This window comes from Arthrobacter bambusae (genome assembly GCF_030812595.1).
GTDB classification, from domain to species: domain Bacteria; phylum Actinomycetota; class Actinomycetes; order Actinomycetales; family Micrococcaceae; genus Arthrobacter; species Arthrobacter bambusae_B.
Genome location: NZ_JAUSSZ010000019.1, coordinates 1 through 19,851 on the forward strand (window position 1 = coordinate 1; position 19,851 = coordinate 19,851).

Annotated in this window: 17 protein-coding genes, 1 tRNA gene and 1 other RNA gene; 7 read left to right on the plus strand and 12 right to left on the minus strand. The window is 64.6% G+C overall.

Annotation, left to right across the window (positions count from 1 at the left end):
- Positions 1 to 158: 158 nt before the first annotated feature.
- Genes J2S96_RS18385 through J2S96_RS18400 form a run of 4 tightly spaced genes read right to left on the minus strand, consistent with a single transcriptional unit; the run spans position 159 to position 2,552 of the window.
- Complete coding sequence (locus J2S96_RS18385) at positions 159 to 530, minus strand: serine protease inhibitor (RefSeq protein WP_306866734.1); 372 nt, start codon at positions 528 to 530, stop codon at positions 159 to 161.
- Positions 527 to 1,480, minus strand: a complete 954-nt coding sequence (locus tag J2S96_RS18390; protein ID WP_306866735.1) for a 3-methyladenine DNA glycosylase — start codon at positions 1,478 to 1,480, stop codon at positions 527 to 529. Before J2S96_RS18390 ends, J2S96_RS18385 begins: the two co-directional genes overlap by 4 nt.
- Positions 1,467 to 2,033 (minus strand): serine protease inhibitor, encoded by a 567-nt coding sequence (locus J2S96_RS18395; RefSeq protein WP_306866737.1) that lies wholly within the window; start codon positions 2,031 to 2,033, stop codon positions 1,467 to 1,469. The genes J2S96_RS18390 and J2S96_RS18395 overlap by 14 nt, the downstream gene beginning before the upstream one ends.
- A 15-nt stretch (positions 2,034 to 2,048) precedes the next feature.
- A complete protein-coding gene (locus J2S96_RS18400; RefSeq protein ID WP_306866740.1) occupies positions 2,049 to 2,552 on the minus strand; it encodes a MarR family winged helix-turn-helix transcriptional regulator in 504 nt (167 codons plus the stop codon).
- 124 nt (positions 2,553 to 2,676) lie between these two features.
- On the opposite strand from J2S96_RS18400, the gene J2S96_RS18405 reads away from it, so the two are divergent.
- Positions 2,677 to 2,886: a hypothetical protein gene (locus J2S96_RS18405; RefSeq protein ID WP_306866742.1), complete on the plus strand. Its 210-nt coding sequence runs from the start codon at positions 2,677 to 2,679 to the stop codon at positions 2,884 to 2,886.
- 154 nt (positions 2,887 to 3,040) lie between these two features.
- A complete protein-coding gene (locus J2S96_RS18410) occupies positions 3,041 to 3,220 on the plus strand; it encodes a hypothetical protein (protein WP_306866744.1) in 180 nt (59 codons plus the stop codon).
- Positions 3,221 to 3,331: 111 nt separating this feature from the next.
- Here the strand turns inward: J2S96_RS18410 and J2S96_RS18415 are convergent, their stop codons facing one another.
- From J2S96_RS18415 to J2S96_RS18435, 5 genes are all read right to left on the minus strand, one after another.
- On the minus strand, positions 3,332 to 4,678 hold the full coding sequence (locus tag J2S96_RS18415) for an aspartate kinase (RefSeq protein ID WP_306866745.1): 1,347 nt from the start codon (positions 4,676 to 4,678) through the stop codon (positions 3,332 to 3,334).
- 182 nt (positions 4,679 to 4,860) lie between these two features.
- Positions 4,861 to 5,460 (minus strand): recombination mediator RecR, encoded by a 600-nt coding sequence (gene recR / locus J2S96_RS18420; protein ID WP_306866748.1) that lies wholly within the window; start codon positions 5,458 to 5,460, stop codon positions 4,861 to 4,863.
- Positions 5,461 to 5,623: 163 nt separating this feature from the next.
- On the minus strand, positions 5,624 to 8,899 hold the full coding sequence (locus J2S96_RS18425; RefSeq protein WP_306866751.1) for a DNA polymerase III subunit gamma and tau: 3,276 nt from the start codon (positions 8,897 to 8,899) through the stop codon (positions 5,624 to 5,626).
- Between the two features lie 33 nt (positions 8,900 to 8,932).
- An RNA gene (gene ffs / locus J2S96_RS18430) (signal recognition particle sRNA small type) lies at positions 8,933 to 9,029 on the minus strand.
- A 189-nt stretch (positions 9,030 to 9,218) separates the two neighbouring features.
- Entirely contained in the window at positions 9,219 to 9,542 is a 324-nt protein-coding gene (locus J2S96_RS18435) for a hypothetical protein (protein WP_306866753.1), read from the minus strand.
- Between the two features lie 311 nt (positions 9,543 to 9,853).
- On the opposite strand from J2S96_RS18435, the gene J2S96_RS18440 reads away from it, so the two are divergent.
- Positions 9,854 to 9,938: transfer RNA gene (locus J2S96_RS18440), tRNA-Ser, on the plus strand.
- A gap of 102 nt (positions 9,939 to 10,040) precedes the next feature.
- Here the strand turns inward: J2S96_RS18440 and J2S96_RS18445 are convergent.
- The gene (locus tag J2S96_RS18445) at positions 10,041 to 10,940 is read right to left on the minus strand and encodes a LysR substrate-binding domain-containing protein (protein WP_306866756.1); all 900 of its coding nucleotides are present in this window, start codon (positions 10,938 to 10,940) and stop codon (positions 10,041 to 10,043) included.
- A 124-nt stretch (positions 10,941 to 11,064) separates the two neighbouring features.
- On the opposite strand from J2S96_RS18445, the gene J2S96_RS18450 reads away from it, so the two are divergent.
- Positions 11,065 to 14,550, plus strand: coding sequence for a bifunctional proline dehydrogenase/L-glutamate gamma-semialdehyde dehydrogenase (locus J2S96_RS18450; RefSeq protein ID WP_306866757.1), 3,486 nt, complete (start codon positions 11,065 to 11,067; stop codon positions 14,548 to 14,550).
- Between the two features lie 85 nt (positions 14,551 to 14,635).
- Here the strand turns inward: J2S96_RS18450 and J2S96_RS18455 are convergent, their stop codons facing one another.
- Both J2S96_RS18455 and J2S96_RS18460 read right to left on the minus strand, forming a co-directional pair.
- Positions 14,636 to 15,547, minus strand: coding sequence for an oxygenase MpaB family protein (locus tag J2S96_RS18455; protein WP_306866852.1), 912 nt, complete (start codon positions 15,545 to 15,547; stop codon positions 14,636 to 14,638).
- Between the two features lie 104 nt (positions 15,548 to 15,651).
- Positions 15,652 to 17,118, minus strand: coding sequence for an MFS transporter (locus J2S96_RS18460; RefSeq protein WP_306866760.1), 1,467 nt, complete (start codon positions 17,116 to 17,118; stop codon positions 15,652 to 15,654).
- 97 nt (positions 17,119 to 17,215) lie between these two features.
- On the opposite strand from J2S96_RS18460, the gene J2S96_RS18465 reads away from it, so the two are divergent.
- From J2S96_RS18465 to J2S96_RS18475, 3 genes are all read left to right on the plus strand, one after another.
- Entirely contained in the window at positions 17,216 to 17,596 is a 381-nt protein-coding gene (locus J2S96_RS18465; RefSeq protein ID WP_306866762.1) for a MarR family winged helix-turn-helix transcriptional regulator, read from the plus strand.
- A 132-nt stretch (positions 17,597 to 17,728) separates the two neighbouring features.
- Complete coding sequence (locus J2S96_RS18470) at positions 17,729 to 19,174, plus strand: peptidoglycan DD-metalloendopeptidase family protein (protein WP_306866765.1); 1,446 nt, start codon at positions 17,729 to 17,731, stop codon at positions 19,172 to 19,174.
- A 96-nt stretch (positions 19,175 to 19,270) separates the two neighbouring features.
- Entirely contained in the window at positions 19,271 to 19,756 is a 486-nt protein-coding gene (locus J2S96_RS18475; protein ID WP_306866768.1) for a glutathione peroxidase, read from the plus strand.
- Positions 19,757 to 19,851: the final 95 nt, after the last annotated feature.

Consider the following 19,851-nt stretch of genomic DNA (forward strand, 5'->3'; position numbering starts at 1 on the left):
TCGGCTGGAAAACACCCGCGCAAGCCCTCGAACAAATACTGGAAGAATCAGCAGCATAAAGGACGCGTTGCAACCACCACTTGAATCCGCCGGGCCGGGGAGGGTCAGATGTGAGCCGGCGTCGGGCCGGGGAGGGTCAGATGTGAGCGGGCGTCGGGTTAGATGTTTCCCGTGGATCCCGACGTGCCGCCGAGGAGCGCGGCCATGGTTCGCCATCGGGCGATCTCGCAGCCGTCCGTCCGGCTGAAGCGGCTGCTGACCTCGCGCCCGTGGAACCGGCCCGTCACCAGGGCCACCTGCGGGCCGCCGTATTGCTGGGTACAAATCCGGTCCGGCCGGGGAATCGGAAAGAAGATCTCTTCGCCGAATTGTTCGACGGCCGCAAGCGCCGCGCGGGGGTCCGGAAGGGTTGAGCCCTCGGAGACTTCCCCGCCTGAGCCGAGCAGGACGAACTCATGGTCCACGGCACCTGGTGACTCCGTCAGGGTGACGGTGAGCTCGACGTCGTACTTTCCTGTGCTTGAAGTCATTGCTGTCCTTCGTGAGGCTGTGTTTGTACCAGGAGATCCAGAAGCGGCTGCACGGTTTCGAGGACGCGCCCGCGGAGCGCTTGGGCTTCGGCGGCGAATGCCCGCTGATACTCAACGTACTCGGCCTTGCCTTGCGGTGTCTCGATCCTGATGGCCGGATATCCCCACTCTTCAAGATCGTAGGGCGAGGCCTGCATGTCCATGGTCCGGATCCGCCACGACAGTTCGAAGCAGTCCATCACGAGTTCGCTCGGCAGAGCCGGCGTCAATTTGTACGCCCATTTATACAGGTCCATGTTGGCGTGCAGGCAGCCGGGCTGCTCCATGATGCGTTGGTTGTCCCGCGTGGGGGTGAGCTCGTTGAGCGGGATGGCGTCCGGAGTGTAGAAACGGAAGGCGTCGAAGTGTGAACAGCGGATCCGGTTGTTTTCCACCACGGTGTCTGTGCCTTCGGAACCGAGCCGCAGCTTGAGGTACTCATGGCGGAGATCGAACTTGTCCTGGCGGTAGACCATGGCCCACTCGTGCAGTCCGAAGCAACCAAATTGGGCCGCCCGCGCAACGGTTCCCCGGAGGATGATGCCCGCGAAGCGGACGGCCTCGGTGCGGTCGGACAGGAACCGGCGGCGATCGAAGGTCACCGCAACGGTGCCGGCGGGCAGTCCGACGGCCGCCAGCGCGCCGTCGTCGAGCATTCGGTAATACTTCCACGCTGCCCGCTCGGCGGCTTTGGGGCCGGAGAGGACGACGCCGTCACCCGGGTGCCAGCGCAGCAGCTGGCCGGGCTTCTGGGTGTAGTAGGTGAAGAGGAAGTCCTCGACCGGATGTTTCCGGCCTGCGGAGCGACGGGCCAAGTACGGCTTGGCGTAACGCTCGACGCGGGCGTGGTGGGCAGCCTCCAGCGCGAGCCATTTCTCTTGCGGGAGGTGCTTGTACTTAGGCTCCGGCACCGCTGGAACCAAGGATGTCGGCGACGGCGGCCCATGCGGAAATTTCGCAGCCGTCAGTCAGTTTGTAGGAGGACTCGACGCCCACGCCATCGACAGCCCCGGTGACTATTGCCGTCTGGGGTCCGCCGTAACGCTGGTCGCAGACCTGGTCGCTGGGGCGCGGCGCGCGTGTGAGGAGGGCGGGGTTGTTCTTGAGTGCTGCACACGAAGCGGCTGCGGTGGGGTGGTGGCTTTCCGCGGCGGGGACGCCGCCGGTGCAGACGAGCGTGTAGCTTTCAGGGGCTGCCGTGGGGGAGAGCTTGACGATGATGGAAAGCTCGGCGTCTCCGCGGCTGGGGGAGCTGGGCGCGGTGGGGGAGAACGACGGGGTCGGTTTGCCGCTGGGAGAGGCCGTTTCGTCGGGCAAAAGTCCGGTGGGGCTGCTCGACGGCGACGAGGAGGTGCTGCTACCGGTCGCCGAAGTGCTGGGCGAGCTGCCTCCGGGGCCCGTGCAGGCGGCAAGCCCAGCGACGGCGAGGACGGCCAGCACGGACCGGACTATTCGCAGGCGCATGGGTTTCTCCTTGATTTATGCCAGTTTATCGCCCGTGCCGGTAATCGGTTGCTGCGTGGCCGCGATGAGCCCGGTCATTGCCCGGTGCAGTTCAGCTACTTCGGCCCGGGTCAGCTGGAGCCGCTCCATGATGGTTCCCGGAACGGCCGTGGCCTGTTGCCTGAGCGCGGCGCCTGCCTCCGTCAAGGTGATGGCCAAGGCCCTTTCATTCCCGTGGACGCGGTTGCGGGTCACGAATCCGGCTTCTTCGAGCCGGCGCAGGATCGGTGAAAGGGTGGCTGGCTCGTGCAGGAGGGCGTCGCTGATCTCCTTGAGTGTGCGCGGGCTGCGTTCCCATAGGGCAAGCATCACGAGGTACTGCGGATGGGTCAGCCCCATTTTCTCAAGCACCGGTTTGTAGACGCCAACCACGCTTCGCGACGCCACCGTCAGGGCGAAGCACAATTGGCGCTCGAGCAGAAGGTCGTCTTCCGCCGGGGCGGTGGTTTCAGGGGCGCTGGGTGTGCCTGCGGCAGCCATGGCTTACTCCGTTCCATGTGGGCGACCGGGCGGTGCCGATCAATAGTTAGTGCACTAATTATTAGTGTACTCTTAACTCACATCATCCTTTTGAGAGAGGGTAGACCCGGTGGCCAAAGAGACCATGACCCAGAGATTCATGCGTGCAACCGGCAGGCTGCGGATCATTTTCGGGCCAGCGCACAGCAGTTCCCTGGATCATGAAATGACCGAGGAGAACAAGCGCCTCCTCGCGCGGCGCCAAGCCGAAGCGCAACAGTGGGAGACCATCCGCAGGCCCGACGGCACCACCTACGTGGTGCCAAAGAACCCTGCCGACAGGTCCCTTCGCTAATTTACTCACGCCCCGCCTCGATGGCGTCAGCCCGGGCCTTTTACGGCTTGCGGGCGTAAAATTGGCCTCACTGAACCACTCAGTTCCAACCGCACGGCTGGACCTCGCAGCGGGGAAGGAGGTGGGAATTGTGGGACATGCACTCGATAGTTTCATGAAGGTCACCGATCGACTGCGCTTCTGGTTCGGCCCGGCGGCACGGGGCGACATCGATGCCCCCGTAGTCCACAGGCATGACGACTTCGAGACGGCGTCGGAAGAAGACCTGGGGCATTTCGTCATCGAAACAGACGACCAAGGCCACCACTACGGAGTCCGCAAGGAAACCGCCTGAGGCCTTTGCGGCTCCAAAGCCGCAGGAAAGCAAAGAACCGGAGCGCGAGCTCCGGTTCTTCACGTTTAATTACTCAGATCCCGACGGCTCGTTCCCGACGGCGGAGGTCGCCTAGCGGCCCGTGCCGCCATAGACGGTCGCCTCGGCGTCGCCGTCGAGGTCGAACGCCTTGTGGATGGCGCGCACGGCGTCATCCAGCAGATCGGCGTGCGTAACCACGGAGATGCGGATCTCCGAGGTGGAAATCATGTTGATGTTGATGCCGGCGTCGGAGAGTGCCTTGAAGAAGGTGGCGGAGACGCCCGGGTGCGAGCGCATGCCGGCACCGATCAAGGAAAGCTTGCCGACGTTCTCGTTGTATTCGATGTTTTCGAAGCCGATTTCGGGCTGCGCCGCACGGAGGGCGGTGAGGGCATCGGCGCCTTCGACGATGGGCAGGGTGAAGGAAATATCAGTGCGGCCGGTCCCGTGCGTTGACACGTTCTGAACGATCATGTCAATGTTCGAGTGTGCCTTGGCGATGACCTGGAAAATTGCGGCGGCCTTGCCGGGGATGTCCGGGACGCCGACTACGGTGACCTTGGCTTCTGAACGGTCGTGTGCAACACCGGAGATGATTGGCTGCTCCAAGGCAACTCCCTCTTGAATCGTGATCTTGTCATCGGCGCTGGGCATGACCCAGGTGCCTTCGTTTTGGCTGAATGAGGACCGGACGTGCAGGGGCACGCCAAATCGGCGAGCGTATTCCACGCAACGCAAGTGCAGGATCTTGGCCCCGGAAGCTGCCAATTCCAGCATTTCCTCGCTGGAGATACGGTCGATCTTCGTGGCAGTGGAGACCACGCGCGGGTCCGCCGTGTAGATCCCATCGACGTCCGTATAGATTTCGCAAACGTCCGCTTCGAGCGCTGCGGCGAGGGCCACGGCGGTTGTATCGGATCCGCCGCGGCCAAGGGTGGTGATTTCCCTGGTGCTCCGGGTCATGCCTTGGAAGCCGGCCACGATAGCGATGTGTCCCTTGTCCAATGCTGTACGGATGCGGTGGGGGTCGACGTCGATAATGCGCGCCTTGCCGTGGATGCCGTCCGTGATCATTCCGGCCTGCGAGCCGGTGAACGACTGGGCAGAGGCGCCGAACTTGTTGATGGCCATGGCGAGCAGGGCCATGGAGATGCGCTCGCCCGCGGAGAGGAGCATGTCCATTTCACGGGCGGGAGCGGAATCGGTGACTTGAGCGGCGAGATCCAGGAGTTCGTCCGTAGTGTCGCCCATGGCAGAAACCACCACGACCACCTCGTTGCCGGCCTTTTGTGCGTCAACCACGCGGCGGGCGACACGCTTGATGCCTTCTGCATCGGACACCGAGGAGCCACCGAACTTCTGCACGATCAACTGCTTGGTTTTGGCAGCCTGCGCGATCAGGTCTTCGGTTTTCACATCGGTAGTGGGCAAACTCATGCGCGCACCCTCACTGCATCAATTGGGGATCATACGTTGCGTGGCCAGGTAACGGCACGGCTACGTGGCTTATGTGGCCAGTTTATCGCCGGGCACGTCGGCCGGGGGAATTGTGACCAAATCTCGGCCTTCCGGCGCATGATGGTGCGCAACGGCGTCGGGGTTTTTTGGAAGCGTGCTGCCTACATGAGGGCGTTGCGGCGCCCCTCGAAGGCCCTTCCGAGGGTAACTTCGTCGGCGTACTCGAGATCTCCGCCGACAGGGAGGCCGGACGCGAGCCTGGTTACGGTGATGCCGATCGACTTCAGCATGCGGGCCAGGTAGGTGGCGGTCGCTTCGCCTTCAAGGTTGGGGTCGGTGGCGATGATGATTTCCTGGATGGCACCGTCATTGAGCCGGGTCAGGAGCTCCCGGATCCGGAGCTGCTCGGGTCCCATTCCGGCGATGGGATTGATGGCGCCGCCGAGGACGTGGTAACGGCCGCGGAACGAACGCGTGCGTTCCACAGCCAGGACATCCTTGGATTCTTCGACCACGCAGATCACGGAGGGGTCGCGGCGCGGGTCGCGGCAGATGTTGCACAGTTCCTGCTCGGTGACATTGCCGCACACGGTGCAGAACTTCACCCGTTCCTTTACCGTGGTGATGGCCGCGACCAGGCGCTTCATGTCCTCGGGATCGGCCTCAAGGATGTGGAAGGCCAGGCGCTGCGCCGACTTCGGCCCGACGCCGGGGAGCCGGCCGAGCTCGTCGATCAGCTCTTGTACTGCGCCTTCGTACACAATGTCCTCGTTCGTTTGGTGTGGACGCCGTTGCTGTTCGGCGGCGTCGCGGTTTGGTGGAACCCTTTTGCGGGCACCGGAGGGCTCGCAAAAGTGCTTTCTTGAGGTTTCCCCGCCGAACACCGTGCGGGCCCGTGCAGGGTGCTGTTACAGCGTCCGGTTGTTAGCGGCGCATCCCGTCCAGCGACCGTTCTTCCAGTAGCTTTCCGCCCAGAATACGCTCGACGGCAGCCCGTCCAAAGACTCCTGACTCCTCGATCGTTTCGTCGTCGGCACTAGGGATGTCTTCCACTACACTGCCCGGAGCGACGGCAGCCCGTGCGGGTGCTTTCTCGCGCCCAGCCATCGCTTCGGGACTATTCGAAAGCCGTTGGTAGAGGCTCTGCTTTCCGGTACCCGAAGGCGCCGACACTGTTGCAGGGGCAGGCTCGAGTGCCACGGCCGAACGCGCGGGTTCGCCTCCGGGCGTCGAGCCCGCTGCCGGTGCTCCCGCTGCCGGTGCACCCGGGATGGAGGCTGCGGCTTGTGGGCCTGTGGCTTGGGGCGCCGACCACGTCGTCGACCAATCGGCTGCTGGCGCCGGGGCCGGCTCTGAAGCCTGCGGCTGGCTTGGCATCTGCGCTGCGGCAGGTTCATAGACGGGACTTGGCGTCGCTGACCCCGATGAAGTGGCCTGACCGGCACGGTCGGCAGGGGTGCCCGAGGCCGCGGAGCCAACGTTGGACTCGGTGCCGACCACCCACGAGCCCGGCGCGTGCTCAACAGCCCTGGACCACGGATCATCAGAGGCCTCGGGCTTCTTCTCCAAAGGCGCCTGGGAGGAGCTATTTCTCATGGGCGCAGAGCTGGCGACGCTCGCACCGTTCGCCGCGGAATCAGCTGGTGTCAAAGCGGCGGACGACGGCGCGACTGCCCGGGCGGCGGAACCGGCAGTGGGCATGGCGGTGAAGCCCGAAGGAGCTGCGGGTGCCCAGTCCATGGGCGGCTCTTCGTCCAGAGGGGGAGCGTCTTCGTCCCGCGGGGGACCCCAATCATCATCCGAGTATGAATAGTCGGCGGCCGGGGCCGGCGGGGCCATCGCGGGCGATGGAGCCGTTGAGGTTGACGATGCCGGGGCGGCTGCCGGGGCCGGAGCCTGCGTTGCGGAATCGGGCCGGGCGCGTGCTGCCTCGGATGCAGGTGCCGCAGGTACGGCTGCTGCTGGTGCGGCTGCGGTTCCTGTTGCGGGTGTGGTTGGTGCTGGTGCCGTATTGGCGTTGCCTGTCCCCGTGGCGGCAGGTCGTTGTGCCGCAGCGCCAAGTCCCCATTCGCTATCTACATCTGACGGCACAGCCGGTGAGGTGCCACCCCTTTCGGAGGGCGTCGGGTCAGCCGGTGCTTTTGGGTTTGGCTCAGAGCTACCTGCGCTGTTGCCGCCGACGACCGAAGTGATTTGGCAGTCCATGCCGATCGTCTGGTGGATGGCCTGGCGAAGGTTCTCTGCATGGTCCGCACGGCTGAACGCGCTCGCAAGGCCGTCAGTGCTGAATGCCAGAGTCAGAATTTGGCCGTCGAACTGCGCCACTTGCGCGTTCGCTCCGACCAGTGCCCAGCTGCTGCGTTTGATCTTGGTCAGGGTCTGGAGGATCTCGGGCCAAGCCCGCCGGATCACCTCCACATCGGCCCCGCCGGTAGCGGGACGGGAGCCCTGCGTTGGCGGCCCTGCGGGCGCAGGCGGTCCTGCTTGCGCAGGCGGTCCTGCTTGCGCTGGCGTTTGAGCGGGCGCTGGGGCCGGCGCCGGGACTGGCCCGGCTGTTTGGTGCGCCGCAGGCGTTTGAGCTGGTGCGGCCGCGGGCTGGGGCCGGTCCTGATTTCCCGCTGCTTGGGCTGACGGCGCCTGGGCAGCTAGTGGCGCCACAGGAGCTTGGGTAGGCGCCGGTGCAGCTTGTTCCGGAGCCGGGCGGCTGGTTTGTTGCCTGGTTTCGTCCACGGGCCAATCAGTAGTGGACACCCGCGGCGGCGTCAGTTGTTCCCTGGGCGGTTCCACGGAAGCAACCGGTTGGGTCGGAGCCGAAGCCTTCGCCACCTCCGCCGGCCTGGACGCGGCTGCGCCGGTCATGGGCGAGTCGGACATGGGTGCGCCGGGTGCCGGCGAGACGGGAACGGGACTGGCGGCCGCCGTCGGGCGTTCCGTTGGTTGATCCGACGGACGGCCGGTTGGCATGGCGGAAGTGGAAGGGGCTGCGGCAGCCGCCGGGGACGTATGGGCTTCGGCGGAAGGAAGTGCTCCCCCGTAGTTGAGGCGGCGCTCGACGCGGTCGATGCGGGCCGCGATGCCCCGCTCTGTCTGCTCGGAACTGGGCAGCAGTATCCGGGCGCAGAGCAGCTCAAGATGCAGCCGGGGCGAGGTGGCGCCGGTCATTTCAGTGAGTGCGGTGTTGGTGACATCGGCCGCGCGGGAGAGCTCGGCGGCACCGAGGTTGTTGGCTTGGCTACGCATGCGGGTGATCTGGTCCGCAGGCATGCCGCGGAGGATGGCCTGGGCGCTTTCCGGCATGGCTTGCACGATGATGAGGTCGCGGAAGCGCTCCAGCAAGTCCTCGACGAAGCGGCGGGGATCGTGCCCCGTTTGGATGACGCGGTCAACAGCCCGAAAGACGGTGGCCGAGTCGGACGCGGCGATTGCTTCCACGACGTCGTCCAGCAATGAAGCGTGGGTGTATCCGAGCAGCGCGACTGCGAGTTCGTAGTCCAGGCCGTTGGGTCCGGCGCCGGCCATGAGCTGGTCAAGTACGGAGAGGGAATCGCGCACGGAACCGCCGCCGGCCCGGATGACGAGGGAGAGTACGCCGGGAGCGACCGGCACGTTTTCCTGTTGGCAGAGAAGCTCGAGGTACTGCATCAGGGGCTCGGGTGGCACCAGCCGGAATGGGTAGTGGTGCGTGCGGGAGCGGATGGTGCCGATGACCTTGTCCGGCTCTGTGGTGGCGAAGATGAATTTGATGTGTTCCGGCGGTTCTTCGACGATTTTGAGCAGCGCGTTGAAACCGGCAGAGGTGACCATGTGGGCTTCGTCAATGATGAAGATCTTGTAGCGGTCCCGGACCGGGGCGAAGGTAGCGCGTTCGCGCAGATCGCGGGCGTCGTCCACGCCACCGTGGCTGGCGGCGTCGATCTCGATGACGTCGAGGGAGCCGGAGCCGCCGCGAGCCAGTTCAACGCAGCTATTGCATTTGCCGCAAGGAGTGTCCGTGGGGCCTTCGGCGCAATTGAGGCAGCGGGCGAGGATGCGGGCGGACGTGGTTTTTCCGCAGCCGCGGGGGCCTGAAAAGAGGTATGCGTGGTTGACCCGGTTTTTCCGCAAGGCCGTCATGAGCGGCTCGGTGACGTGTTCCTGCCCGATAACGTCCGCGAAAGAATCGGGGCGATATCTGCGGTAAAGAGCAGTAGTAACAGTCACAGGGGAAACCTACCTATAGGGACTGACATTTAAATAAGAGACCCCTCATGCACCCGCCAGAGCCCATCTACCCTTGCTACCTTCCGGTCCTGGGGGAGTTCAACAGGATGACGCCACATGAGGGGCCGTCGATAAGCTTACCCGAAGTTATCGAGCCCTCCGAATTTGGGGACATGCGCCCCGCGAGACCCAAAAAATGGGCATGTCCCTTTTGCGGTGCAGCGTCCCAAGGGACATGTCCCCTGTGAGGGCCAAGGACTGGACATATCAGGATTATGTCCAGTGCTCGCGGGCAGGGGAGGGCATGTCCAGTGAGGGGCTATCGCCAGCCGTTGACGGGCCAGGTCATGAATGCAGGCTCCTCATAAGGGTGGGCCGAGCGCAGAGCTTGCACTACGGCATCGAGCACGTGCGCCTCAACCACGCACTCGACCCGTATTTCCGCCACTGTTTCGCCTTGCCCCACCGTTCCGATAAACGGCTGCGCTCCGGGCAACGGGGTGAATCGCCCGGTGCCCGGAGTGGTGAAGGAGCAGTGCGAATAGTCGCCGATTCTGCCAGCCCCGGCATCGCCGATCGCAGCCAGCAAGCTTTTACTGTGGGATGCCGGGACGTAGACAACAAGGGCGTTGAGTTGGCTCATGGCACCATCGTCCCAGTGGTCGCTTAGAAACAGGTCAAGGGACGGTTTTTAATCTCCATTGCCAAACGGCTGAACGCGGCGGACTATGGGTATGTACACCGATTGGGGCAATCTCAAGGTTGTGAGGTGCAGGGCCTGGTTTCAGGGGCTGGACCCAGCAGCTCAACGGTGTGCCGGAGGAATGGACGCATTGGGGGCGTCCATTTTTACGTTTAAGCGCACGGGCGGCCCCCTTGGCACCATGACGGCCCCGATTGGGCGATGCCGAAATTCTCGGGTACAGTGGAGTCTGCTTTTGATTCAGAAGCAATGGAGAATTCGCCTAGCGGCCTATGGCGCACGCCTGGAACGCGTGTTGGGTTAACGCCCTCGGGGGTTCAAATCCCCCATTCTCCGCGTTTTGGCCCCGGTCCCTTTGACCGGGGCCTTTTGCGTTCCCGGATAGTGTGCTGACCCTCGGCAGCTCGGCCACCCCGCAACCCCACAACCCCGCAACCCCTACGCCCGTTCCGCGGCCACGCGTTCCAGAACTTCCCGGCACGCAAGGATCGCCGGGTGGATCCGGCCCGCGGTTCGCGTCGAGGTGAAGACCGTCCGCTTGGCATGCCCGGGAAGGTCCAGTAGTTGGACTGGCGTGGTCCTCCCGGTCCAGACGAGGTCCGGCATGAGGGCCACGGCATTGCCCGACTCGATAAGCCGGATTTGTGCTTGGAGGTCGGCGGTTTCGTAACGGACGTCGGGCTCGAAGCCGGCGGAACGGCATGCTTGCTCCGCCCAGTGGCGGGACGCCGCACCGCGCGGTTCCATGACCCACGGCAGTGCAGCGGTGTCCGCGAGTGAGGAAATCGATTCGCCCCCCAAGCCAATCGGGGGAGTGGCCAGCCTGATGGCATCGCTGGTCAGGGTGGCCCGGTCCAGGCCGGGATGGTGTGGGGCCGCGTGCCCCGGGTATTGCTCAGCCACCACGATGTCGAAGTCGCGGGCCCAGGTTTCATAGAGCGCAGTTTCGGGTTCGCGTTGGATCATTTCGACGCGCACTTCGGGATACTCGCCCTTCATGATGGTGAGGAAGTCCGGCATGAGCGCCAAGGCGGCGGTTTGGAACACGGCCAGCCGGACCGTGCCGGTCACGGTGGAGAGCGACGCGGCTAGATCCGTCTCCGCCCGCTCGAGGGTTGCCAGCAAGGACGCCGCGTGCTCCACAAGGATCTCGGCCTGCGGTGTGAGCTGTACCCGTCGGCCGGATTTTCTCAACAGTTTCACGCCGGCTTCTTTCTCCAGCAAAGTCAGCTGTTGGGACACCGACGACGGACTGTACTTCATCGCGTCAGCCACCTCTGCGAGCGTTCCGCGGATCTTTAATTCGTGCAGCAAGCGCAGCCTGCGGACATCCAGCATTCGGCTCTCCAAAAGGGTCGTGAAAGCTAATGAATATTCTTCAGAAAAGATCGCTTTTCCTAATCTGATTGTAGATCCATACTGATGGAAACAAAGCACTCTCCGCACCAAAGGAACGAAGCGCATGAGCACACCAACCCGGGATCCGAGCATCGAAGCCAGGACACCGTCCACCCCGGACTCCGAGCATCAGGAACTTCCCCACGAAGAGTTGGCCCACGAGGCCATCCGACTGGTTCGACACTGGCTCACCGAAGCCGCAAAGGTGCCCGTTGACGTTTCCGCGCAACGCCTCGCCGGCGTCCTTAAGGACCCGAATGGCCTGGACTTCACGGTGGGATTCGTCGACGGCGTCATCCGCCCCGAGGACCTGACCGTCGCGGGCCGCAACCTGGCCAAGCTTGCCCCGAAGGTCCCGGCCTTCCTGCCCTGGTACATGCGCGCGGCCGTACGCACTGGAGGCGTCATGGCCACGGTCCTGCCGCAGGTGGTCATCCCGATCGCCCGCAAAGTCCTCCGCGACATGGTGGGCCACCTGATCGTGGACGCCACGGATGCAAAGCTCGGGCCGGCCATCGCCAAGATCAAGCAGAACGGCGTCCACCTGAACGTGAACCTGCTGGGCGAGGCCGTCCTTGGTGAACGCGAAGCCAGCCGCCGCCTCGAGGGAACCCTCAAGCTCCTGGCCCGTGACGACGTCGACTACGTCTCCATCAAGGAATCCTCCACCGTGGCCCCGCATTCCCTGTGGGCCTTCGACGAAGCCGTGGACCACGTCGTCGAAAAGCTCATGCCGCTCTACCGGCTTGCCGCGTCCTTCCCCAAGCCCAAGTTCATCAACCTGGACATGGAGGAATACAAGGACCTCAGCCTCACCATGGCCGTGTTCAAGCGCATCCTGGACAAGCCGGAATTCAAGAACCTCGAGGCCGGCATCGTGCTGCAGGCCTACCTCCCGGACGCGCTCTCGGCAATGCAGGACCTGCAGGAGTGGGCTGCGGCCCGCCGGGCAAACGGCGGCGCTCCCATCAAGGTGCGCGTCGTCAAGGGCGCCAACCTGCCCATGGAACAGGTCCAGGCCTCCATCCAGGGCTGGCCGCTCGCCACGTGGGGCACCAAGCAGGATTCGGACACCAACTACAAGCGCGTCCTGAACTATGCCCTCACCCCCGAGCGCACCGATGCTGTCCGTATCGGCGTCGCCGGCCACAACCTCTTCGACGTTGCCTTCGCGTGGCTCCTGGCCAAGGAACGGAACGTCACGAAGGCCATCGAGTTCGAGATGCTCCTTGGCATGGCAACGGGCCAGGCCACGGCCGTCCGCAAGGATGTCGGCAGCCTCCTGTTGTACACGCCGGTAGTGCACCCAGGCGAGTTCGACGTCGCCATCGCCTACCTGATCCGCCGCCTCGAAGAAGGCGCCAGCCAGGACAACTTCATGTCTGCTGTGTTCGAGCTCAGCGATAACGAAGGGCTCTTCGAGCGCGAGAAGAACCGCTTCCTGGCATCCCTCGCAGCCTTGGATGACTCCGTTCCGCTTCCCAACCGCACGCAGGACCGCAATAAGCCAGCGGCGCCGGCGCCGACGGACCATTTCGCCAACACTCCTGACACGGACCCCGCACTCCCCGCCAACCGTGCCTGGGGCCGCGCCATCCTGGACCGCGTGCCGGGCTCCACCGCCGGCAACGACATCGTAGAAGACAGCAAGGTCAGCGACCCCCAGGAACTGGAACGCATCATTGCCGCCGCCGTCGAACACGGCAAAGCCTGGGGCGCCCTTCCCGCGGCCGAGCGCGCAGCCATCCTGCACCGCGCAGGCGACATCCTGGAATCCCGCCGCGCCGAACTCCTTGAGGTCATGGCCTCCGAGACCGGCAAGACGATCGAACAGGGCGACCCCGAGGTCAGCGAAGCAATCGACTTCGCGCACTACTACGCCGAACGCGCCAAGGACCTGGAAAAGGTCGACGGCGCCACGTTCGTCCCGGCCAACCTCACCGTGGTGACCCCGCCGTGGAACTTCCCGGTGGCAATCCCCGCGGGCTCTACGCTGGCGGCACTCGCGGCTGGATCCGCCGTCGTGATCAAGCCGGCAAAGCAGGCCCGCCGCTCCGGTTCCGTCATGGTGGACGCACTGTGGGAAGCCGGCGTGCCGCGCGAAGTGCTGGCGCTTGTGCAGCTCGAAGAACGCGAGCTGGGCACCCAGCTCGTTTCGCACCCCAGCGTGGACCGCGTGATCCTCACAGGCGGTTACGAGACCGCTGAGCTCTTCCGCTCCTTCCGGCAGGACCTCCCGCTTCTTGCGGAGACCTCGGGCAAGAACGCCATCATCGTCACCCCGCATGCGGACCTCGATCTTGCCGCCAAGGACGTTGTGTACTCGGCCTTCGGGCACGCCGGACAGAAGTGCTCAGCCGCTTCTCTGGTGATCCTGGTCGGTTCCGTTGCCACCTCCGAGCGCTTCCACAACCAACTCGTGGATGCAGCCCGCTCGCTCAAGGTGGGCTACCCGGAAGAGGCCACCACCCAGATGGGTCCGATCATCGAACCGGCCAACGGCAAGCTCCTCAACGCGTTGACGACCCTCGGCGACGGTGAGAGCTGGGCCGTGAAGCCGGAGAAGCTGGACGAGACCGGCCGCTTGTGGTCCCCGGGCATCCGGTTCGGCGTCAAGCGCGGCTCCTACTTCCACCTGACCGAGTTCTTCGGCCCGGTCCTCGGTGTTATGACCGCGTCCACCTTGGAAGAAGCCATCGCCATCCAGAACGAGATCGAATACGGCCTCACTGCCGGACTGCACTCGCTCGATTCCGATGAAATGGGCGTCTGGCTGGAGACCATCCAAGCCGGCAACCTTTACGTGAACCGCGGCATCACGGGCGCCATCGTCCAGCGGCAGCCGTTCGGCGGCTGGAAGAAATCGGCCGTGGGCGCGGGCACCAAGGCCGGTGGACCCAACTACCTGGTCGGACTGGGCAGCTGGCTCCCGGCCGAGCCCGGCGCCAAGCGCGGTGCCACGCTCAAGGGTGCTGCCGCATCGATCCTCGCGGCAGCGAACGCTTCGGGCGTTGACTCGAGCGACGCGGAGGCCCTGCAGAAGGCGCTCTTCAGCGACGCCGAGGCATGGGCCACGGAGTTCGGCACCCGCAAGGACGTTTCCGGCCTGAGCGCCGAGCGCAACGTGTTCCGGTACAGGGCAGTCCCTGTGACGATCCGCCTGTCCGAGGGCGGGAAGCTCGTGGACTTGCTTCGCGTCGTGGCAGCGGGGGCAGTGGCGGGTTCGGCACTCACGGTGTCCTCCGCCGTCGAGCTTCCCGAAGCTGTCGTCGCTGCGTTCGCTGGCCTCAGCGTGAGCACCCGCATCCAGAACGACGCCGAATGGCTGGCTTCTGCGGCCGGCATCAACGGTGGCCGCATCCGCCTGATCGGCGGCGACAGCAGCGCGTTGAGCGCAGCGACCGGTGGCCGTCCCGACGTCGCGATCTACCACGGCACGGTCACCCCGGCCGGACGCATCGAGATGCTGCCGTTCCTGCACGAGCAGGCCATCAGCATCACCGCGCACCGCTTCGGCACTCCGAACCACCTGTCGGACGCGCTGATCTAGCGATCCGCCGAATCCGCCGAACCCAGCATTCTGCCGAGAAGCCCGGCGGAACGGCCACAAGCCGTTTCGCCGGGCTTCTTTGCGCCTATGCCTGGTACCCCAGGCGGCGCAGCCGTTGCCGGGCGGCCTGCTCGCTTGGGCCGCTGCGGCCCAAAGTCAGTCGCACGATGGCGAGGACCACCCGCGCGGCGAGAATCGACGGCAGCGGGATGGGTCCAAAACGGGCCTTTTCCAGCCCCAGCAGTTTCCGATACCGGGGCTCCAGGCTGGCCACGGCTGCGGCGAACAAAATCCGGTAACCGGGTTGCAGCGACGCTTTCAACGGGGGATGCCGGATGAAATCGATGGTTTCCATGAGCCGCTCGTCCGCGCGGAGATGGCCGGAGGCGTACCACTGGTCCATTTCCGACGCCACTTCGGCGAGGCTCAGGGGAGGGTCCTCGACACCCATCAGGCGGCCCGCTTGGGCCCACTCGCGGACGTAGGCGTCGGCGCCGCCGGGGACCGCCCCACCCCAGATCCGGTGCGCCGCCACGAAGGAATCCGCGTACGCAACGTGGACCCAGCGGAGAAGCTCGGGATCATTGGCTGAATACTGGCGGGTCTGTCCCTGGGCGTCGACGTAGCTGCCCTTGACGGAGTCGTGGACCCTTCGCACGAAATGGGTTGCCGTCTGGGCGGCGTCCATGGAGCCGTAGCTCACCGTGAATATCCACCGGATCGTGTTTGCTAGCCGCCCGAGGGGATCCCTTTTGAAGCCTGAATGGTCGTACACCCCGGCCAAGGCACCGGGGTGCAGGGACTGCATGAGCAGCACCCGGATTCCGGCGACGATCGTGGACATTGATCCGTGGACGGCCCAGACGGCCGAGCCGGGGAGGTGGTATCCGGGGTCGTTTCCGTCAGCAAGCCGCAACACCCAGTCAGGAGTGGACTGCGGATGGCCCGTAAAAGTCATCCGCAGTTCCGATTGCCACTTCTTCAGGAAGTTGACCATGGTCCATTGTTGCGCAGCTTTTGCTTGGCGCAAGCCGCGGCCTTGCTTACTCAGGTGCCGGTCCGCTGCGGGACAGCGGGCCGGCACCTTTCACGCGAATCCGCTTAGCCTGCGTGTTGCTCGGCGAGAGCCCGATGGCGGCGGGCCGGGGACGCCGCCACCAGCAGGGCCGCGATTGCCACGGCAGCGCTCAGGACCAAACCGGGCCTGTACTGATCGAGCATGGCTGCAGCGCTGGCGGTGCTGCTTGTGCCGTCGCCTTGTCCGTGGCCGCTGACCAGGGCAGTGGTCACGGCGAGGACCAAAGCGGCGCCAACCTGCGTGCTTGTCTGGATGAGTCCGGCGGCCAGCCCCTGCTCCGAATCCCGGATCCCGGCGGTGGCCTGGACATTGATGGACGGGAAAGCCAACGCAAATCCGATACCCAGCAGGATGACCGAGGGAAGGATGTCCAGCGCGTAGTTGGGTGAGGTTCCCACCCGGAGGAACAAGAGGTAGCCCAGCCCCATGGCGGTCAAGCCGGTGAGGATAAGCTTCGGGGCGCCGAATTTCTCGATGAACCTGTCCGCGAAGGGCGCGCTCGTTGCCACCAGAAGCCCTGTGGGAAGCAAGGCAAGAGCCATGCCCAGGGGAGACCAGCCGAGCACCGACTGCAAGTACATGGTGAGGATGAACTGGAAGCTCAGGTAGGAACCGAACAATCCGATAGCACTCAGGTTGGCGCGGGCGACCCAGCCTTCGCGAAGGATGCCAAAGCGGATGAGGGGGTGCTTGACGCGGTTTTCAATGACGGCGAAGGTTGCCAGGACGGCAGCAGAGATGGCGAATCCGGCGATTGTTGCCACAGATCCCCAGCCCTTCTCCGGAGCTGAAACCAAGGTGTACACGAGGCCGAGCATGCCGAGCGCGAGGGTGACTGCTCCCCAAACGTCGTGGCCGCTTTCTTCCGTGGACGGCTTGTCCTTGGGAATGAACAGCATGCCGAGAAGCACGACGGCGACGGCGATCGGTACCGATACCAGGAAGGTCCAGCGCCAGCTCAAGCTGGTCATGAGCCCGCCGACAACCAGTCCCAGCGAAAAGCCGCTCGCGCCGAAAGTGGTGAAGATGGACAGCGCCTTGTTGCGCTCGCGGCCTTCAGCGAAGTTGGTAGTGATGATGGAGAACCCGGTAGGGGCCGTGAACGCCGCCGCCAGGCCTTTGATGAAGCGCGTGGCGATCAACAGGGTGGGATCGTTCACGAGGCCGCCGAGGAGCGACGCCGCGGCGAACACGGTCAAAGCGATCAGGAAGATCCGACGCCGGCCCAGCAGGTCCGCGAGCCGGCCGCCAAGGAGCAGCAGGCTCCCGTAGCCCAGGACATAGGCGGAAACGATCCACTGCAGGGAATCGGTTCCGAGGTGGAGTTCATGGCCGATGGAGGGAAGGGCTACTCCAACCATGGACACATCGAGGCCGTCGAGGGCCAGGACTGTGCACACCACCATGAGGAGCAGCCATTGGGCGCGGGTCCAGCTCACGGGTGCATGGAGCTGCTCGGCGGGTCTGACGAGGGTGCTTGGTGAAGTCATGCAAATCAATCTATATGACGCGTCATTCAATGACAAGGAATATGATGGGGAATTTTATGACGTGGACTTTATTTACGGTTTCGACTAGAATCTGGGAATGGCAACAACGCAGGATCGCCAGCTGGTTGAGCAATGGCGCAGCATCCAGAACTCGTACTTCCGCACCGCGGCGGCCATTGACCGCGCACTGGAAGCCAAGTTCGACATCGGCTTGAATGAATTCGAAATCCTCGATCTCGTTGCCGAAAGCGTTGACTCCGCCTGCCGCATGAAGGCCCTCGGGGAGCGGACACCCATGACCCAGAGCGCCGTCTCCAAGGTGGTTGACCGCCTGGAGAAAGCCGGGCTCGTATCCCGCATGACCTGCGCGGACGACCGCCGATCGCTGTACCTCGAGCTGACCGACGCCGGCCGCGCGCTGCATTCGGATGCCGCCGTCGAGCACCGTGCGCTGCTGAAAGAGAACCTGGGCGAGTAGCCCGCCTCTTTCCGATGAGTGGTTAGCGGGCGGGCCAAGTAAAAAGTCGAGTGTTCCCATTCGATTTCATAGCGGCCACAATGGGACAAGCGCGCCCGTACTTGGGGATGAGCGCCTGTCTCAGGAGCCGCTGTGGGAAAGCATCATGAGTCTGGCCAGATTGTCGATCTGGTACTCACAAGAAAATTCGGCCGGGTCCTCTCGGCTTGCTTCCTTGCTGTCGTGGTGATGCTGGCCTTTGGTTTCCAGGGCCCGCGCGTGGCTGAACCGGCAAGCGACGGATCGTCTGCCGCGGGCCAGGTTGAGCCTGGCATGCTACCCACGGACGGTGCCGCAGCCAGCGCGCAGGGGATCGTGCCGCGGGGCCCGTCATCGGCCCCGGTCGCGGCAGGGGACAGAGCCGTGGTGTCTTTTGAACGATCCCCGGTCCAAACCCTCGACAAGAACGGCGTGGGCACTCTGAATGTCGCGTCGAGTTCCCTCGACCGTCCCCCCGCCGGGAAACTGTACGCGCCGCTGGAAGTTCTGGTTCCGAGCTCTCCCTTCGGGTTGAGGATCGATCCCATCACCGGATTGCCGGACGAATTCCACTGGGGCCAGGACTTCGCGGCGGCTTGCGGCACCCTCGTCTACGCAGCCGACTCGGGCGTCGTCCGGGCCGTGGGATGGCACCCGTGGGGCGGCGGAAACCGCGTGGAAATTGATCACGGCAATGGCCTGGTCACCACGTACAACCACCTGCAGGGAATCGCCGTCGTCAAGGGACAATCGGTGCGGGTGGGCGAGGTCATCGCCAGGGTGGGAACCACGGGTTCCTCGACTGGTTGCCACTTGCACTTCGAGACGATTCTCAACGGCGTCTACACCGACCCGATGAAATGGACGTTCCTGCTCACCAAGCAGGTGGATCCCCTTGGAGATATCCCGATGGTCAGCTACCAGCCGGGCTCAGCCACAGCGACCTCGGCAGGGTCTGTCTGGTCCATCCCCGGAGCGGTGCCGACTGACCCGGGTGCCGTGCCCTCCGGACAGGCAGTGACCGGCGGGGTGCAGGAAACCAAGGTCGTGGCGCCGAGCCCGTCCGCTGCGTCCATGCAGACGCCGACGACGGCACCCACCGGTAGTCCGAAGACCCCCAGCCCGACGGCGACGCCGTCGCCGACACGGACGCCTACTCCGACCCCGACCCCGACATCCACTCCGACACCGACAGGTACGAAGCCCGGGACAGGAACGCCGGCCGGGACCCCGACGCCTACGCCTACTGGGACGCACACGCCGTCGCCGACCCCAAGCAAGACCCAGAGCAGCACCCCGAGCCAACCTCCGACGCGAGCGCCGGTGGTGACCCAGGCTCCGGTCGTGACGCAGGCTCCCGTCGTGACCCAGGCGCCGGTGGTGACCGCACCGCCCACGGCGGCGCCGACGTCGGGCCTTCCCGCTCCAGTTCCGACCGGGACTCACACCCAGTCAGTCCCGCCCGGGACGCCCGCTCCCGCCGGACCTACGCCGTCCGCGCCCACCAGCGCCACGCCGTCGGCCACGTCCACCACCAAACCGACCGTTCCCAAGCCTTAAGCCGTCGCATTCCTTTGGAACCCGCCCAACCGCCCGCCGAGCGTAGACTCGAATGCGGCGGTTTGCCGAGGTTCCGCATCGTAAGGAAGCAATTCAATGTCCCCCCTCTACAACATCCCCTTGACGTTCAATGACGGCTCCCAGGCCGACTTTGGGCGTTTCGAGGGCAAAGCCGTACTGGTTGTCAACGTGGCTTCGAAGTGTGGTTTCACGCGCCAGTACTCGGGACTGGAAGAGCTCTACCGCAGATACCGTGACCGGGGATTCGAGATCCTTGGTGTGCCATGCAACCAGTTTGCCGGCCAGGAAAGGGGTTCCGATGCCGAGATCGCGGAGTTCTGCCAGCGCAACTTCGGAGTCTCGTTCCCGCTCGCGAGCAAGACCAAGGTCCGGGGCAAGCAACAGCATCCCCTGTATGCCGAGCTGACCCGTACGGCCGACGGCTCCAAACCGCAGAAGGTGAAGTGGAACTTCGAAAAGTTCCTGGTGAGCCGCGAAGGCGAGGTGCTCGCCCGGTTCCCGTCCGCCGTCGAGCCCGATTCCGAAAAGCTCATCGAGGCACTCGAAGAAGCGCTCGCCTAAGCCAGCAGGAGTGCGCCCCGAGGTGCTCGATCCTGTGGGCGGGGATCACGGGGGAGTACGAGTAATTTTCCAACATTCCGACGGTAAGTTACCCT

Excerpts from the sequence above, each read along its gene's own strand:
- J2S96_RS18385 (WP_306866734.1), bottom strand. The coding sequence starts at position 530 with ATGACTTCAAGCACAGGAAAGTACGACGTCGAGCTCACCGTCACCCTG.
- J2S96_RS18395 (WP_306866737.1), bottom strand. The coding sequence starts at position 2,033 with ATGCGCCTGCGAATAGTCCGGTCCGTGCTGGCCGTCCTCGCCGTCGCT.
- J2S96_RS18400 (WP_306866740.1), bottom strand. The coding sequence starts at position 2,552 with ATGGCTGCCGCAGGCACACCCAGCGCCCCTGAAACCACCGCCCCGGCG.
- J2S96_RS18405 (WP_306866742.1), top strand. The coding sequence starts at position 2,677 with ATGACCCAGAGATTCATGCGTGCAACCGGCAGGCTGCGGATCATTTTC.
- J2S96_RS18410 (WP_306866744.1), top strand. The coding sequence starts at position 3,041 with ATGAAGGTCACCGATCGACTGCGCTTCTGGTTCGGCCCGGCGGCACGG.
- J2S96_RS18415 (WP_306866745.1), bottom strand. The coding sequence starts at position 4,678 with ATGAGTTTGCCCACTACCGATGTGAAAACCGAAGACCTGATCGCGCAG.
- J2S96_RS18435 (WP_306866753.1), bottom strand. The coding sequence starts at position 9,542 with ATGAGCCAACTCAACGCCCTTGTTGTCTACGTCCCGGCATCCCACAGT.
- J2S96_RS18445 (WP_306866756.1), bottom strand. The coding sequence starts at position 10,940 with ATGCTGGATGTCCGCAGGCTGCGCTTGCTGCACGAATTAAAGATCCGC.
- J2S96_RS18450 (WP_306866757.1), top strand. The coding sequence starts at position 11,065 with ATGAGCACACCAACCCGGGATCCGAGCATCGAAGCCAGGACACCGTCC.
- J2S96_RS18455 (WP_306866852.1), bottom strand. The coding sequence starts at position 15,547 with ATGGTCAACTTCCTGAAGAAGTGGCAATCGGAACTGCGGATGACTTTT.
- J2S96_RS18460 (WP_306866760.1), bottom strand. The coding sequence starts at position 17,118 with ATGACTTCACCAAGCACCCTCGTCAGACCCGCCGAGCAGCTCCATGCA.
- J2S96_RS18465 (WP_306866762.1), top strand. The coding sequence starts at position 17,216 with ATGGCAACAACGCAGGATCGCCAGCTGGTTGAGCAATGGCGCAGCATC.
- J2S96_RS18475 (WP_306866768.1), top strand. The coding sequence starts at position 19,271 with ATGTCCCCCCTCTACAACATCCCCTTGACGTTCAATGACGGCTCCCAG.